The following is a 19,307-nucleotide window of genomic DNA, read 5'->3' on the forward strand; positions in this document are numbered from 1 at the left end:
CTATTTTTTTCTTTTTTATTTCTATCTATTAATAAGTGTTTTTAAATTAACCCGCAGCTTACTTCTAAACTGCGGGTTCAAAAAGTAATGTAACCAACCACTACTTTTAGAATTTTAAAGAGTGCTCAGCTCTTTAAAAAGAGATAAAACTTTATCTTGAAACTAACACTTATGACTAACAGCAATTGTGTAATAACTGATTGCTACAAGTGCAAAGAAATGTTTAATTCACACTTATAAGGAGGGGTAAATTCGAAAAAAAAGGAGGTCAAAATTGTAATTAACCATAATTTTTAAATATTTTTTACTGAGTATTTAAAAATATCTATGGATTTTTGCATTATTTGCAATTATTGAAAAAACAGTATTTTTTCAACCTAAACGATTAAAAGTTGTAGAAGATTTTAATCGTTTAGTCAAAATTTAAAGAAAAAATGCAACAAAAAATAATAGTGATTTTGCTATTTGATGATATTTAAGTCCGAATTGAAGGAACTTTTATATTTTTTGATGTATTCTGATGGAGTCATTCCAAAAAGTTTTACAAACTGCTGTCTAAAATATTTTGGATCTTCAAAACCAACTTCTGCACTTGCCTGCGCAATATTCATTTCTTCCGTCAACATTAACATGGCGGCTCTTCGAATTCGTAAGGAACGAATAAAAGCATTTAAGGTTTGTCCAGAAATAATTTTGATTTTAGTATAAAGCGTTCTGTGGCTCATTCCCATTTCAAGAGCAAACGTTCGAATCGTAAAATCTTTTTTATGAATGTTTGCCTCAACAATGTCAATACATTTTTTCAGCATCTGCTGATATTCTACGGGAACTTTCTGCGTATTTTCTTTTAGCGTAATGCTGTCTAAGAAATAAGCACGCAAATTATGACGGTTTTTGAGTAAAGATTCGACACGCGCAGTTAGAATATCATCATCGAAAGGTTTGGTAATATAATCGTCTGCACCTTCGTTAATTCCTTGCAAATGTGTTTCAGGATTTTTTGAAGCTGTCAATAAAATAACTGGAATATGAGATAAAGCATTGTCTTCTTTAATTTTTCGACATAATTCCAGGCCGTCCATTTCTTCCATAGTAATATCACTAATAACGAGATCTGGCATGTGTTTTTTGGTCAATTTTAATCCTTCTTCTCCATTTTCTGCACTATAAACGATGTAATTTGTCGAAAATAATTTGATTAAATATGTTCGAATCTCTGCATTATCATCAATAATTAAAACAGTGCGTTTTTCAGTTAACATTGTCTTTTTAAAATCGCTTTCTAAAACCAAATTGACAATTGTTGGTTCTTCAATTTCGTCTGGAATTAATTCGTCAAATAATTGGCTTCTCTGCGGTTTTTCGTTTGTTATTTCAGCATCTTCAAAATGATTTCTTCCTTTTAAGAATGCCAATTTAAAAGTGCTTCCTTTTCCTGTTTCGCTGCTACAGGTTACAGAACCTTTGTGTTTGTCAACAAAATATTTAACAATATAAAGTCCTATTCCGAAACCAGTTCCAACAGAAACTTTCGAATTAATCTGTTTGAATTTTTCGAAAATAACATCAATGTCTTTTTTATCGATTCCGTCTCCGCTATCGGTTATTTCAAGAAAAACTTCTTTATCATTTTCAGTAATCGTTAAATTAATTTCTCCTCCAATTGGTGTGTATTTAAAAGCATTAGACATTAAATTAAAAAGAGAAATTTCTACTTTTTCATAATCGCCAATAATTATAATTTCATTAGATGGAATATTTAAATTATACGAAATCTGTTTTTCTTTCGCCTGATTAACAAAACACTGATACACTTCATTTGAAAGATAATTAACATTAATTGGAGACAATCGTAAAGAATCGGCATCATTTTCTGCTTTTCGCAATAAAAGTAATTGATCTACTAAACTTAAAAGTCTTCTTGCGTTTCGGTGCGCAATTGCCAAATCACTTCCTGAAGAACCATTCTCAACAATTTCTTTTTGAACCGCTTTTTTCAGCGGATTGATAATCAGCGAAAGCGGCGTTCTAAATTCATGCGAAATATAGGTAAACATAGATGCCTGTTTTTCAGCTATCTCTTTTTCTTTTTTGCTTTCTAGTTCGGCAATTTTGACTTTATACTTTAGTTTTTCTTTGTTTTTATTATAATCTAAATACAAAAATAAAATGCCGCCAATTGCTGCTAAATAAAGTGTATAAGCCCACCAAGTTCTGTACCAAGGCGGTAAAACTGTTATCGAAACCAAACTGACTTCTTTATTCCATCCGCCTTTAAAATTGGTTGTTTTTACTTTAAAAGTATATTTTCCTTCTGGAAGTCTCGAGTAATTTGCTTTTCGGATTTGTCCGACGTAATTCCATTGTTCGTCCCAGCCTTCAAGAAAATAAGCGTAGTTAATTTTGTCTGAGTTATTATAATCTAATGCGACAAATTCTAGAGATAATGTAGTTTGATCGTATTCTAAACTCACATCTTTTACTTTATCTGAATCAATATCAACTTCGGCTTTACTTTCTTCAATTAATTGATTGTTAACGTAAAAATCAGTCAATAAAACATTATTCTTCTGATTAAAACCTTTTATCGCTTCTGGATAAAAAACATTAAAACCATTAATTCCTCCAAAAAGAAACTCTCCAGAAGAAAGTTTTATTCCGGCATTAAAACTAAACTGATTGCTCTGAAGTCCATCGTTTATAGAGAAATTACGGAAAGTTTTGCTTTTTTTATCGTAGCGGCAAATTCCATTGTACGTACTCATCCATAAATTTCCGTATTTATCTTCGAGTAATCTTAAAATAGTATTTGACGGCAAACCATCATTTATTGTTAATCTTTTAAAAGTGTTCGTTTTTCGATCAAACAATAATAAACCTCCTTCTTGTGTTCCTATCCAGAGATTCTTGTCTTTATCTTCGTAAATGCATCGAATTGGATTTCCGATGGCTTTCTTGGTGATTTTTCTAGTATTTTTTTCAATAGATAAAAGCGAAGTATAATTTCCTGCCCACAATTTTCCGTCTGAAGTTTCAAACATGCATTGCAGATTTTCAATACTTTTATCAAAAAGCACAAAACTATCTGTTTTTCTATCTAAAAAATATAACGAACCTTCATTTGTTGCACTTGCCCAAATATTTGATTTTGAATCTTTAAATACAAACCAGATATTCTTTTCTATCTGCTTTGTAAATGGATTATAACATGCATAATGCGTTAAACTGTTATTGCTTTTTTGCACTTTATTGACTCCTCCCGCCCATGTAGAAATCCAAATATCATTATTATCATCACGGACTATTCCTGTAATAAAAGTGCTTGGAAGTAAATTTTCGTAATCTGTATAAGTATTATTTTTTCTGTTCCAATATTTTAATCCTGCACCATCTGTACCAACCCAAACATTGTTTTTTTCGTCTTCGCAAAAAGACAAAATAAAATTATCGGCTGGATTTTTTGAATTGTATTTGATGCTTTTAAAATACTTTGGCGTATCGCTTAACATACTGATTCCGCCGCGAAGTGAACCAAACCATTTATTTCCAGTTTTATCTTCGTAAAGGCTCCAAACTGAATTGCTTTTTGCCAGCTGTTCGTTATAAAAAAGAAGTTTTTTAGTTTTTTGATCGATATAAAAAATCCCGCACCCATCGGTTGTAACCCAAGTTTTCCCTTTTTTGTCTATTAAGACATCGGTTACGCTGCATTTATTTGAAAAATAATTATCCGAAACAGAACCCGTTTTAGTATTTAAAAGAAAAAGACCTTCATCTGTTCCTAACAAAAGATTTCCGTCAGTTGCCAATTTCATGGCTTTTACTTCTATAGAAAGTGGGAAAACTATTTTTAAATCTTTAGTTCTATAATTATAGCTACAGACTCCAACATTTCTAACATAAATCCAGCATCCAGATTTTTCTTTGTTTTCTTGAATGGCAACAGCATCGTAATTATTAATATTGATTTTATTTTCTAATGCTTTTAACGGAACTTGATTTCCAACGAAAGAGCCATTTTGAAAAGCTAATAATCCTAATTTTTGAGAAGCAACTAAAACAAGATTGTCAGAAACTGAACGCATTTGATGTACAATGCCTTGAAGTAATTCTGTTTTTTTATCTGATTGTCTATAACGAACTGGATGAAATATTGCTTTTTTCTTATCGTAAACACAGATTCCGTTAGTTCCTCCAACCCAAATATTATTCTTAGAATCTCCCTCAACATTATAAATGGTATTAAAGGACAATGATTTTGGATCGTTGATTCGATTTCGGAAGACTTTAAAATTATATCCGTCATATCGGTTTAGGCCATCGTAAGTTCCAAACCACATAAAACCTTCGTTATCTTGATAAATAGAAATGATTGAATTGTTAGACAAACCATCTGATATATCGAGAAATTTTACAGGATAATCCTGTGAATATCCAACTGGACTTAAACCCAGCAGCAAGAAAAGACATAAAACAAAATTCTTCAAAGTATTTTTATTATTTTATTTCAGTAGCAATAGTACAATTATAAGCTAATTTAAGGGGAAAATTGTCAAAAACCGTCAAAAAAGATAAGCCTTATGAGATGTCTTTTTTTTATTACTAAAAGTTAGTTCCACCTAATTTTAATACTACAAAATCTTTATTACCAAAGTTTATTTGCCTTATTTCCATCTTACATTTCTTCACTCTTTTATTAATTCTATTTGCTTTAAAATCTATCAAAAATTCATCTTATTTTACACAATTCCTTAGTTGTTCAAATTCGCAAAAATGGTTGCAAATTATAATCTGAAACATATAAAAATAAAACTCAGATTAATCTTTACGTAAATTTGATAGATTCTCATTTCACTATAAGTAAACTCTAATTTTTTAAAGAAACCAAAGTTTGATTAGCAAATCAACTGCTTTGTCTTTAAATAAATTTCATATCCTTTATGCTTATGGATCAAACTATACCTTATCAAAATTATTTTAAAAAGCTAAAGTTAACCATAACTGCTTTTATTTTTTCTGCATCAATTTATAGCCAGAACTGTACAGTAAATGCTGGAGTTTTAAATGTGACTATATGCGAAACGGATGCATTGGTTTTAAGCGGTAATAATCCATCTCCGATTATTGGAAATGTTTCATGGACACAAATATCAGGACCAGCTGTAGTAATTGATACTCCAAATAACCCTAGCACTATTGTTACTGGATATACGGGAGGAAATACTTACATCTTCAGATATAGTGCAACTTGTGGTGACGGTGTTTTTACATATCAGGATAAAGTTGTTAATGTGCAACCCATTACGATTGCAAATGCAGGCGGTAATATTGCAAGCTGTCCAAATAGTAATGGAAATCTGTCTATTACTGCTAATGCGCCACAAAATACGGGAGAAACTGGTCATTGGGAAATAGTAGGTGCCAATAATGCAGGAGTTGTAATTAATTTTCCCAATTTGCCTACCTCAACGATAACTTTACCTGCAACAAGCTGCGGTGTAACTACACTTCAATGGGTTATTGAAGGTGCTGAATATGCTCCGGGACAACGCTGTAGAACAACTTCTCAAATTACGGTAACTAATTATGGAGGCGTTACACCTGTTTCTGCGGGCGCAGATCAAACCTTAAGCAATTGCTACACTACTACTCAAAATACTAATCTTACTGGAACTTATGGTGGCTGTGGTTTAAACGGAAAAAGCGGTCAATGGACATTTGTAAGTGGTCCAAATACACCAACAATAGGAAGTCCAGGTTCTAGTAATACACAAGTTTCTAATCTTGTTCAAGGAACTTACACTTTTAGATGGACCGTTACGGGACCTTGTGCCTCAGGAAACGACTTAGTGACGATTACAGTTCCTGCTGCAACGCAAGATGTAACAACCTTACCTGGCGGTGATGAAGATATTTTCTTTTGTGATAATACTATTACTCAGGTTACTCTTGTAGCTCAAACTCCGCTTTATGCAGGCGAAACTGTACAATGGACACAGATATCTGGAGATACTGGCGCTGTGATTGTTTCTCCAACAAATCCAACAACTTTGGTGACCAATATTTCGGATTCTGGTGATCCTTATAAATTTAGATATACACTAACCAATGCTAATACGGGCTGTGTTTTTACAAAAGATTATAATATTCAATATAATGGCGCAACACGAACTATTGTGGCTAATAATGGTAACGATATTGCTGGAAGCTGTAATGCAACGGTATTTACAATTCCGCTTACCGTTACAGGAACAGGTGTAAATCAATATCGAATTGTAAACGGGCCAAGTACTTCTCCTCTAGCGCCCTTTCCTACTGCATTACAAAATGTTGGAAATTCATTAACCTTAACACTAACAGAATCAGGAGAATATACAATTGAATTTATCCGAAGTCAAAATGGAACACTTCCTGTTGGTTGTGATTTTGGTTTTGACACATTAAATATTTTAGTTTCCGGAGATCCAACACCTTCAAATGCAGGTTCTGATGTAAGTTTGCCTTGTGGAGATACCAGTACAATGTTGTCAGGAGTTGCAACTGGTGATGGAATGCATTTTTGGAGTCAGCTTAGCGGTCCAAATGAAGCCGTTATATCTGATAATTTTGCTGTGGATACTCAAGTTACAGGACTTATTCCTGGAACTTATGTTTTTCAGTACATAACAAAAGGTGGCGGTGCTACCTGCGGTTTTTCGGTTTCAACAGTAACAATTTATGTTTCTGATAGTTCGTTAGGCACTGCAGATGCTGGTCCAAATCAAGTAGTCTGTGCTAATGCTCAAGTGCGTCTTGCAGCAACACCCGCACAAAGTGGAGAAATTGGAACGTGGAGCCAAGTATCAGGACCAAGCACAATTTCTTTTTCAAATGTAAATGATCCTAATACAGTCGCGACAGGCTTTACATCCAATACATCGCAATATGAATTACAATGGACAGTTTCTTATCTTCATCCAGGGCCATCTTGTAGCGCAGCTGTTTCTGATAATGTGACAATTATAACCAATAATGCTACCGCTTCATCCAATTCTGACGCAGGTCCAGATGCTTGTTATCCTGCTGGCACAACATCTTTTAATCTTAGCGGAAATACTCCAGGAAATTTTGAAGTTGGTCTATGGTCTGTAACTCCTTCTGCTGGTGTTATTTTTGCTGATTCAAGCGATCCTAATACTTTAGTAACTGTACCAGGAAACGGAACTTACACTTTTACATGGGCTATAGAAACTATTACAAGACTATGCGCTCCCAATACAAGTGAAGTTTCTGTTACAATAGCAGACACACCGCCTGCTGCAAATGCAGGACCTGATCAAGATATTTGCGGTAATACTATAACAATGGCCGCAACAACCAGCAGTGGAGCTGTGGGAACTTGGACTAGAATTTCTGGTGTGGGAGGTTATACGATAAGCGATATTCATGATCCTAATGCTGTATTTACATTTACATATAGTGGTTATTATATTTTTAGATGGACTGTAGATGCCGAAGTCTGCGGAGAAGCGTTTGACGATATCAATCTAACAATTGGTATTCCGCCTAATCAGGCAGTTGCTGGACCCGATCAAAATGTATGTAACAATACAAGTGTTACTATGGCAGGAAGTACTTATGATAGTTTCTTCGAAGCTGGACAATGGTCTGTTTTGACAGGTGCTCCAAATCAGCCAACTATTGTTGATCCGTCTAATCCTAATACGGTAATTAACGGACTTGTAGCGGGAACTTACACTTTTAGATGGACAATAACCGCTAAAAGCATCTTTTTGTGTCAAGGCACTTTTGATGATATGATTGTGACAGTAACACCTACGGCAAATGCGGGTGCTGATCAAACGTATTGTGATGTGACAAGTATTCAACTTAAAGGAAACGAAAACTCTACAGGTACTTGGACACTTACAAGCACTACTGGAAATACAGCTGATGTTACTATAACACAATCGCCTCCTAATAGCTATATTGCCAATGCAACTGTAGTTCCCGGAAATGATTATGTTTTTACTTACACTACTAATTCAACAACTTTTCCTAATGGAAGTACCTGTCCAGGTTCTTCAGATTCTGTAAATGTAACTATTTTCAGCGGAGCAAGTATTGATCCAAATGCAGGTCCAGATCAGACACTTTGTATAACTGATGTTGGCGGAATCGCTAATCTACAAGGAAACATGCCGCCTCCCGATGTTTCTAGTGCCCAATGGCGTTTTGCATTTCAACCTCCGGGAAGTGTTGCAGTTATCACTACTCCTTCTGCTCCATTAACAACAGTTACAAATTTAACTGTTCCTGGTTTGTATATTTTAGAATGGGTTTTCTCAAGTAATTCTTGTAGAACTTTATCCGATATTGTTAGAATAGAAATGAATGCCGCACCAAGTACAGCAGATGCGGGACCTGATGATGCTGTAGCTTGTCAAACCACTTATCAGACAGCAGCTGTAGCTCCAACGGTTGGTATTGGAACATGGACAATCACAGGTCAGCCTTCAGGAGCTTCAGCAGTAATAGACAGTCCTAATAGTCCAATTACCACTCTTTCTAATGTTACTGTATTAGGAACTTACACCTTAACATGGACTGTTACAAACGGACCTTTTACAAGTCCGTCTTTATGTCAACCATCTTCAGATACTGTAAATATAACTTTTAACGATGATCCTCCAACGGTAGCAAATGCCGGACCTGACCAAGAATTATGTAATGTGACTTCAGTAAATATGGCCGCCAATACACCAACTATTGGCACAGGAACATGGACTCAAATTTCTGGACCAAATACAGCTACAATCGCATCTCCAACAAATCCAAATTCGTTAATACTACAAATGGTTGCTGGAACTTATGAATTCAGCTGGACAATTGCAACAACAGGATGTACTTCTGAAGATAGAGTTATCATTACAATTTACGATTTACCTTCTACTGCAAATGCAGGTCCGAATCAAATAATTCCGCAATTTTCGCCTGTTAACATGAATGCTTCTGTACCAACAATTGGTACTGGAGCTTGGACTCAAGTTTCTGGGCCTAGTATTGTAGGCTTTACAGATGCAGCGTCTCCAATTACAGCAGTAACAGGAACTGTTGCTGGAGTATATGTTTTAGAATGGACCGTAAGCAATGGTAATTGTGCCGTTTCATCAGACACGATGACATTAACTATATTATCTGTTGCTGATTTAGAATTAACCAAATCTGTTAATCCTGTTACAGGAAGTGCCGGAGATACGGTCACTTTCAATCTTCAAGTTTTTAACAATAATTCATTGGGCGGAACAGTAACTGCAACTGGAGTTTCTGTACGAGATTATATTCCGTCTGGTTATACTATAGTGCCTGGTTCTGTAAATCTTGCGGGAATTTATAATGTAGGTGACAATACTGTAACTTGGAACAATCTTACAATTCCTGTTGGAAGCAGATTAACACTGTCTTTTAAAGCAGTAATTAAATCAACTGGATCTTATGTCAATAATGCCGAAATCATTGCTTCAGACCAATTTGATCCTGATAGTACGCCAAATAATAACATTGCAACCGAAGACGATCAAGATGATGCTTCAATAATTTTAGATATAGCCGATTTATCATTGCAGAAAACTGTTTCACCAGCAACGGTAAGTATCAATGACAATGTTATTTTTACTATTCGAGTGACCAACAGCGGGCCAAATAATGCTAGCGGAATTACAGTTTCTGACCAATTGCCTCCTGGTTATACTTATGTAAGCGATAATGGAGCTGGAAAATACAATAATACTACTGGTATTTGGAATGTTGGAAATCTAAATAATGGAAATTCGCTTGCTTTACAGATTACAGCTAAAGTAAATGTTGTTTCTATAGGCAACGATTACATCAATGTTGCAGAAATAGAAACTGCAAAACAGCTTGATCCTGACAGTACTCCCGGAAATGGACTTCCTGAAGATGATATGGCAAATGCGACTGTTTCTTTAAAACCAGCCGATTTAGAACTTACAAAAAGTGTAACACCAACTTCCGCGTCAGCTGGACAACAAGTAGATTTTACTATTAATATATTAAACAGAGGTCCTGGAAATGCAACTGGAGTTGATGTGCAAGATGTTATTCCGATTGGATACACGCTTATTCCGGGATCTGTCTCCTCTGGAGGAACTTATCAAATTGCAACAGCTAGTTTAGAATGGAAAGATTTATATCTGCCTGCTAATTCTAATGTAAATCTGACTTTCAGCGCACTTGTTAATCCGTTAGGAAATTATCTAAATATCGCTCAAATAACAGCTAGCGATTTACCCGATCCTGACTCAACTCCAAATAATAATGTAGCCACAGAAGACGATCAGGATAATGCCGAAATTACTTTTATTGGTCCTTCTGCTGATTTATCTTTAGTTAAAAATGTTGTCGCTGGCAATACAAGCCCTGTGGTTGGAAGCCAAGTTTCTTTTGAACTTGTTATTACAAACGATGGTCCAAATAATGCAACTGGAATTCAAGTAACTGATTTACTGCCTTCTGGTTTTCAATATGTAAACTATAGTTCATCTGCTGGATTATACGACAGCGCTACAGGAATTTGGAATGTAGGTACTGTAGATGTGGGGGTTTCAGAATCGCTCATTTTGGATGTTAGAGTATTGCCTACAGGGAATTATCTTAATGTAGCTCAAGTTACAGCCAGCAATCTTCCTGATCCTGATAGTACGCCAAATAATGATGATGGCGATCAAAGTGAAGATGATGAAGATAATGCCGTTGTAACCCCTGTACAGCCATCAGCAGATTTATCTTTAACTAAAACAGTAAGCAATTCAAATCCACTGGTTGGTTCGATTGTTACTTTTCAAATCATTACAACAAACAGTGGTCCTCAAGATGCAGCTTTTGTTCGCGTAACAGATTTACTGCCTTCGGGTTATACTTTCAGCAGTTTTAACGCAACAAGCGGTACTTATGATAGCAATACAGGTTTATGGACATTGGATATATTAGCAAACAGCGAATCTGAAACACTACAGATTAATGCAATCGTTAATCCAACTGGCGATTATACAAACGTTGCCGAAGTTACAAATAGTGATACTCCTGATCCGGATTCTACACCAAACAATGGAATTCCGACTGAAGATGATTATGCAACTGCTACGACTACTCCAATTCAGCAGTCTTCAGATTTGTCTTTGACTAAAACAGTCAATAATACAACTCCATTAGTTGGTTCGCTTGCTACTTTCGAAATTGTAGTAACCAATAATGGTCCGCAAGATAATTTTGGCGTTCAGGTAACAGATTTGATTCCATCAGGATATACCTTTGCCGGATTTACTGCTTCAACTGGAACTTATGATTCGACAACTGGTTTATGGACTGTTGGCAATTTAGTAAATGGAGATTCAGAAACTCTTCAACTTATTGCAACGGTAAATCCAACGGGTAATTACACTAATATTGCAGAAATTACGGCTGCCAATCTTCCTGATCCTGATTCAACTCCCAATAATGGAATTACAATCGAAGATGATTATGCACAGGCTACGACTGTTCCAATCCCAACATCAGCAGATTTATCTTTAACTAAAACGGTAAGCAATTCAACTCCTATTGTAGGTTCATTAGTAACATTCAGCATTCAGGTAACAAATTCTGGTCCGCAAGAAGCAAATGGAGTAACCGTTACCGATTTACTGCCAACTGGATATACGTATGCATCATATAGTGCAACAACAGGAAATTATAATCCTGCAACAGGGCTTTGGACAGTTGGAAATATGCCCGTTTCAGATTCTTATACTTTACAAATAACAGCTTTAGTCAATGCTTCTGGAAATTATACTAATAGTGCAGAAATCACAGCCAGCAGTCAGCCAGATCCTGATTCTACTCCAAATAATGGAATTACTACAGAAGATGATTACGCTGAAGCAGTTACTATTCCTATTGCGACTTCGGCAGATTTATCTTTAATTAAAACCGTAAACAATACTACACCGCTTGTAGGTTCGCAAGTAACTTTCAGTCTTCAGGTAAACAATACTGGGCCACAAGCCACAGATAATGTCGCTGTTACCGATCTACTTCCTTCTGGTTACACTTATGTATCTTACTCTGCAACAGCGGGGAGTTACAATGCCACAACAGGAATCTGGACAGTTGGAAGTATGCCGGTGACTACAACTCATACTTTACAAATAACGGCTTTGGTTAATGCAACAGGAAATTATACGAATACTGCAGAAATCACTTCAAGCAGTCAGCCAGATCCTGATTCAACACCAAATAATGGAATTACAACCGAAGACGATTATGCAGAAGCGACAACTACTCCAATATTGCAATCATCCGACTTGTCATTAACTAAAACGGTTAATAACACTACACCTCTGGCCGGGTCTCCAGTTACTTTTACAGTTGTTGTCACTAATAACGGGCCACAAGATAACACAGGTGTTCAAATAACCGATTTGATGCCATCAGGATATAACTTTAGCAGTTTTACAGTTTCTACTGGAACTTACAATCCATTAACTGGAATATGGAATGTTGGAAATTTAGCCAATGGAGAATCAGAAACACTGCAAATAACGGCAATTGTAAATGCTACAGGAAATTACCTGAATATTGCTGAAGTAACGGCTGCAAATATTCCTGATCCTAATTCGACTCCAAACAACGGCATTCCAACAGAAAATGATTATGCAACTGCGACAATAACGCCAACAGCACAAGCAGCCGATTTGTCTTTAACTAAAACTGTGAACAATGCGAATCCGTTAGTAGGTTCTTTGGTTACTTTTGAAGTAGTTGTAACGAATAATGGTCCACAGGATACTTCGGGTGTAACCGTTACCGATTTACTTCCAAACGGTTATACATATTCTAATTTTACAATTTCTACAGGAACTTATAATCCAGTAACAGGATTATGGACAGTTGGCAATTTGATTAATGGAAAATCAGAAACCTTGCAAATTCTTGCTGTAGTAAATCCGACAGGAAATTATCTCAATGCTGCCGAAGTAACTTCGAGTGCACTTCCCGATCCTGACTCCACTCCAAATAATCAAGTTACAACCGAAGATGATTATGCAACGGCTACAGTTACTCCAAATGCCCAAGCTTCAGATTTAGCTTTAACTAAAACTGTAAACAATGCTACGCCTTTAGTAGGTTCGCCAGTTATTTTTGAAATAATTGCAACTAATAATGGTCCGCAAAATACAAGCGGAGTCGAAGTAACAGATTTACTTCCTTCTGGATATACTTTTGTAAATTACAGCGCAACAAAAGGTGTTTATAATGCTACAACTGGAAAATGGACTATTGGATCATTCCTTAACGGAGATTCACAAGTTTTAAGAATAACTGCCATTGTAAACGCAGCAGGAAATTATGTAAATATTGCTGAAGTAACCGCAAGTAGTTTACCAGATCCGAATTCGACACCAGGAAACGGAATTCCTACCGAAAATGATTACGGAACAGCGACAACAGCTCCGTTAGGACAATCGGCAGATTTATCTTTAACAAAAACGGTTAATAATGCTACTCCATTAATTGGATCTTCTGTAACTTTTGAAATCGTTATTACCAATCAAGGTCCGCAAGATGCAACGGCTGTTGAAGTAACCGATTTATTGCCTTCTGGATATACTTTTAGCAGTTTTACTTCTACAAAAGGAACTTATAATAATACCACAGGAAAATGGAATATTGGCTCTTTGGTAAACGGAGATTCACAAACACTGCAATTAACGGCCATTGTAAATGGAACTGGAAATTATCTAAATACAGCCGAAGTTACAAATAGCAGTCTTCCTGATCCAAATTCAACACCAAATAACGGAGTCACAACTGAGGATGATTACGCGAGTGCGATTACTAGTCCAATAGTTCCAATGGCCGATTTATCTCTTGTAAAAGCAGTTGTTGGCGGTAATTTAAGTCCGATTTTTGGAGCAACAATCACATTCGAAATAACCGTAACCAACAGCGGTCCGCAAAATGCAACTGGTGTACAAGTAAAAGATCTTTTACCAAGCGGTTATGAATATGTAGTTTACAGCTCGACAGCTGGACAATATTATAGTACAACAGGTATTTGGGATGTTGGAACAATACCAAACGGAGCATCTGAATCTTTATTAATAGGCGCAAAAGTAAATACCACAGGAGTTTATCAAAACGTAGCCGAAGTTTATGCTTCTAACGAATTAGATCCAGATTCAACTCCAAACAATAACGACAGTAGCGAAGATGACATTAGTTCTGTATTATTGAGTCCAGTTCCAGCAGTAGCTGATCTTTCTATAGAAAAAAGAATAATTAACAACATTCTAACGCCAAATGTAGGATCGCAAATTACATTCTCGATTACTGTAACCAACTCAGGTCCAAGTATCGCTACGGGAGTAACTGTAAGAGATATTATTCCTGTTGGATATGATTATATATTTTACAATTCTACTTCTGGAGCATACGATCGTGCAACAGGCGTATGGAATCCTGGAATTATTTTGCCCGGAAATAGCCATACTTTACTACTAAACGTTAATGTAAAAAGCCCAACCGGAACATCAAATGAATATTTAAACATTGCCGAAATCATGACTTCTGATCAATTTGATCCAGATAGTACACCAGGAAATGGCGTTACTACAGAAGATGATTATGACAGTATTTCTGTGACACCAGTAATTGTTATGGCAGATTTATCAATTACCAAAACGGCGCTAAATCAAAATGCGGTTTATGATGTTGGTTCAACAGTTATTTTTACCGTGACGGTCAAAAATGATGGTCCTGCAAATGCAAGCGGCGTAATGGTTAAAGATTTACTTCCTCCAGGATTCACCTATTTAACAAGTAGTCCGACAAGTGGTTTGTATAATTATGTTACGGGTGTTTGGAATGTTGGCAATATTGCTAACGGAACCGATCAGTCACTCGATATTTATACTCGTGTAAATCCTCCGTCAGGAACAGCAAATGAATATACAAACACAACCGAAGTTATTGCCAGCAATCTGCCTGATCCAGATTCGACACCAAACAACGGCGTTACAACAGAAGATGATTATGATAGTTTAGCCATTAACGTCGCCGTAGCCGATTTAAGTCTGGAAAAAACAGTTAGCAACAAAAACGCTAATGTAAATGAAGTTATAACATTCACCTTACAGCTTAACAATGAAGGACCAAGTGTCGCGACAGGAGTTGCTGTTGAAGATATTATTCCGCTTGGTTACAAAAACATTTCTAACATTAATAATGGCGGTATTTTTAGTTTGAATACCATTAAATGGGTAAACTTAACTGTTCCTGTGGGCGGAATTTCATTAACCTATCAAGCAACTGTTGCAAATCCGCTTGGGCTTGAAAGCGTTGATTATGTCAATATTACTCAAGTAACGGCAAGCAATCAATTTGATCCAGATTCTACTCCTAATAATGATAATGGAGATCAGAGCGAAGATGATGAAGATTCAGAATTTATCAATATTCCTTCTACCGATGTCGCTATTAATAAAGAAGTCGACAAAACCGATGTTCCAATGGGAAGTCAAGTAATTTTTACCATTACCACAGAAAACCTCGGAAACATAACGGCAACCAATGTCGAAGTTCAAGATGTACTTCCAAAAGGATACACATTTGTAGATTCAGCCTTAACTTCAGGAACTTACAATCCACAAACAGGTATTTGGAACATTCCATCAATTAATTCTAGGGCTTTACAAACACTTACAATTACGGTAAAAGTGGTTGATTTTAATGATTATCTCAATACAGCACATTTAATTAAACTAGATCAAATAGATACAAACTCGTCTAACAATCAAGATAGCGCTACAGTTTCTCCAAGTTGTTTGAAAATTTATAATGAATTCTCACCAAATGATGATGGACAGAACGACTTCTTCTATATTGATTGTATTGACAGATATCCGAATAATCATCTTGAGATATTTAACCGCTGGGGGAATTTGGTTTACTATAAAAAAGGCTACAACAATACTTGGGACGGAAAAGCAGACGGATCTGCCAAAACGCTTCCTGAAGGTACTTATTTCTATATTCTTGATTTAGGAGATGGTTCTAAAAAAACCTCTGGCTGGCTTTATCTAAAATAAACCAAACAGTATTTAAAATTAAAAAATCGGATTAACCAAAATAAAATTGGCTATGATTAAAAATATAAAAAAGGTTTTCGCCATAATTACTCTGATTCTATTTTCAGGATACGAAGCCTTGGCGCAACAGGATCCGCAATATACGCAATACATGTATAATACATTGACCGTGAACTCTGCTTATGCAGGTTCATTAGGACATTTAACCATAACTGGACTTTACAGAACACAATGGGTCGGAATTGAAGGCGCTCCAGATACTCAAAGTTTTTCATTAGATACGCCTGTCGGAAAAAATGTTGGTCTTGGACTTTCTATCGTAAACGAAGAAATCGGTCCTTCTGAAGAACAATATTTAGATGCCAATTTCTCATATACCATTAAATCTGGCGAAACACATAAACTCTCTTTCGGAATAAAAGGTGGTGGACGCGTTATTAATATCGATTGGTCGAAAGGAAGTTACAGAGATCCTGATGTACAATTTCGTGAAAATATAAACAACAAATTTCTGCCTGTTGTTGGCGCAGGATTGTATTGGCACGGCGAAAGAGATTATATCGGACTTTCTATTCCGAATTTTATGACTAAAGAACGCTATACTTACGATGATATTAGTGAAGATTTAGTCAATCAGAGAATACACTTGTATCTTATTGGAGGTATTGTTTTCGATCTTTCGGCTCATACTAAATTTAAGCCTGCTGTTTTGGTCAAATATGTTGCTGGCGCTCCTATTATTGCCGATTTCTCCGCTAATTTCATGTTCAACAATGCTTTTACTTTAGGAGCTTCTTATCGTACATCAGATTCTGTAAGTGCACTTGCAGGAATTCAGATTTCACCAATGTTTATGGTCGGATATTCTTATGATTATACCACAACCGAATTACAGAATTACAATAGTGGTACGCACGAAATTGTACTTCGATTTGAACTGGTTTCTCGTAAAAAAGGACTAAAATCACCAAGATTCTTTTAATACGGATAGTCTATGAAAAGAACAATTACTATACTCGCACTATTGGTTTTTCAGATGATTTACTCACAAACCAAAAACAAAACTGCCGATGCGCTTTTTGACAAAATGTATTATGTTGAAGCAGCAAAGTCTTATGAGTTCTCAATAAATAATGGTGATAATTCAAAAGAAATACTTCAAAGGCTTGGAGATGCCTATTATTTTAATACCAAAATGACAAGTGCGTCTAAATGGTATGGAAAATTAATTGCAGAATATCCAAACGAGGTTTCAGCAGAATATTTATTTCGTTATGCACAATCATTGCAGGGAATTCAGAATTATGAACTTGCCAAAAAATGGATGAAAACTTTCGCAGAAAAAAAGGCAAACGATAAAAGAGCGCAAAATTTTTCTCTTAAAAATATAACTCTTGAAGATATTGAAAATATAAAACCGTCTTTTATTCTAGAAAATTTAGAAATCAATTCGACTTATTCGGACTTTGGCCCAATGTATTACAAAGGCGATTTGGTATATTCTACCACAATTGATTCTTCTTATGTAAAAACAGACAAATACGGTTGGAACGATCAGCCTTATTTAAATATGCAGTTAGGAAAAATTAGTGAAACACAATCTAATGTGACTTTTAAAGAGCGCTTCGGAAAGGAAATCACAACGCAATATCACGAAGCTTGCATTGCTTTTTCTCCAGATGAAAAAACAATTTATTTTACGCGAAACAATTATAATGGAAAACTAAAACGCGACAGCAAAGGCATTAATAATCTCAAAATTTACTCGGCTACAGCTGTAGAAAACCAAAATGGAAAAACGCAATGGACAGACATTAAAGAACTGCCTTTTAACAGTGATAATTATTCAGTCGGACATCCTACAGTAAGCAAAGACGGCAAAAAGCTGTATTTTGTTTCTGATATGCCAGGAACAATTGGTTCTACAGATATATTTGTAGTTGATATTTTAGGAAATAATCAATTTTCTGAACCAAAAAATTTGGGCGAAAAAATAAATACAACTGGCCGTGAAATGTTCCCATATATTACCGATCAAGCACTATATTTTTCTTCTGATGGATTCTTAGGTTTAGGAGGTTTGGATGTTTTCGAAAGCAGAATAAATGAAGGTGTTTTTGATATTCCAGCTAACTTAGGCGCGCCATTAAACAGCAATCGAGATGATTTTGGTTATATCGTTAACGAAGCAACCAATAAAGGTTTTGTTTGTTCGAACAGAAAAACAGGAAAAGGAGATGATGATATTTATTCGTTTGAACGCTCTTGCAACCAAGCCATAAACGGTTATGTTTTTGATGCCATTTCAAACAACAGAATAGCTGGTGCTATGGTAACCTTAAAAAATGCCAACGGAATAAAAGTCGCAGAAAGGGTTTCTCAGCTTGACGGAAAATATGATTTTAATAATAATGTAGATTGTAATACATCTTACACAATAGAAGTCTCAAAAGAAAATTACAACAACAATACTAAAGCAGTTGTAACCGCAAACAGTTCTGGAAAAACCGAAGCACTTGTTGGTTTAGATCCTGCATTAATAGCCCGCGAAAATGGTATTCTAAAAATAAAAATCGGAATTATTTTCTTCGATCTAGATAAATCTGATATTCGTTATGATGCCGCAATAGAACTAAATAAAGTGGTTCTCCTGATGACACAATATCCAACTGTCGTGATTAAAATTGAATCGCATACAGATTCCCGAGCCAACGATCAATATAACTTAGAACTTTCCGACCGAAGAGCAAAAGCTACAAGAGATTATATTATTTCGCAAGGTGTCACAGCAGAACGCATAGAAAGTGCCATTGGTTATGGAGAAACGCAATTAATAAATGACTGTTCAAATGGTGTTCCGTGTACCGATGCACAACATCAAATGAATCGAAGAAGCGAATTTATCATTACAAAAATGTAAAATCTAGAATAATTTATAATAAAAAAAAGGACTCGTATAAACGGGTCCTTTTCTTATGACATCAATCTAAAATTAAATAGACTGTTCTTCTTGTCTTCTTTTAGCTCTCTTTTCTTTGAACATTTCCCAGCTTGCTCCCGTAACCCAATAAGATACGAAACCAACTAAGAAAAACATTAACCAAAATCCTATAGTAAGAATGGTTAAGAAAAGTAAAAAGCCTAAGTACTGTGAAAATTCAAACATGTTTTCCGGAATTT

The 19,307-nt window shown here is 35.6% G+C and carries 5 protein-coding genes; 3 read left to right on the plus strand and 2 right to left on the minus strand.

Features of this window, described 5'->3' with window-relative positions:
* Positions 1 to 461: 461 nt before the first annotated feature.
* Positions 462 to 4,487, minus strand: a complete 4,026-nt coding sequence (locus NYQ10_RS21205; RefSeq protein WP_289878115.1) for a two-component regulator propeller domain-containing protein — start codon at positions 4,485 to 4,487, stop codon at positions 462 to 464.
* A 459-nt stretch (positions 4,488 to 4,946) separates the two neighbouring features.
* Between NYQ10_RS21205 and NYQ10_RS21210 the strand changes: the two genes are divergently transcribed.
* The 3 genes from NYQ10_RS21210 to NYQ10_RS21220 are packed head-to-tail and all read left to right on the plus strand — an operon-like array spanning position 4,947 to position 19,047.
* On the plus strand, positions 4,947 to 16,127 hold the full coding sequence (locus NYQ10_RS21210) for a PKD domain-containing protein (RefSeq protein ID WP_289878116.1): 11,181 nt from the start codon (positions 4,947 to 4,949) through the stop codon (positions 16,125 to 16,127).
* Positions 16,128 to 16,179: 52 nt separating this feature from the next.
* Positions 16,180 to 17,109, plus strand: coding sequence for a PorP/SprF family type IX secretion system membrane protein (locus NYQ10_RS21215; RefSeq protein WP_289878117.1), 930 nt, complete (start codon positions 16,180 to 16,182; stop codon positions 17,107 to 17,109).
* Positions 17,110 to 17,121: 12 nt separating this feature from the next.
* Positions 17,122 to 19,047, plus strand: a complete 1,926-nt coding sequence (locus tag NYQ10_RS21220) for an OmpA family protein (RefSeq protein ID WP_289878118.1) — start codon at positions 17,122 to 17,124, stop codon at positions 19,045 to 19,047.
* 72 nt (positions 19,048 to 19,119) lie between these two features.
* On the opposite strand, the gene NYQ10_RS21225 is transcribed toward NYQ10_RS21220, so the two are convergent.
* Positions 19,120 to 19,293 carry a hypothetical protein gene (locus tag NYQ10_RS21225; RefSeq protein WP_026730387.1) on the minus strand — a complete coding sequence of 58 codons (174 nt, stop codon included), beginning with the start codon at positions 19,291 to 19,293 and terminating at the stop codon, positions 19,120 to 19,122.
* Between the last annotated feature and the right edge of the window lie 14 nt (positions 19,294 to 19,307).

Source organism: Flavobacterium johnsoniae (genome assembly GCF_030388325.1).
GTDB classification, from domain to species: Bacteria; Bacteroidota; Bacteroidia; order Flavobacteriales; family Flavobacteriaceae; genus Flavobacterium; species Flavobacterium johnsoniae_C.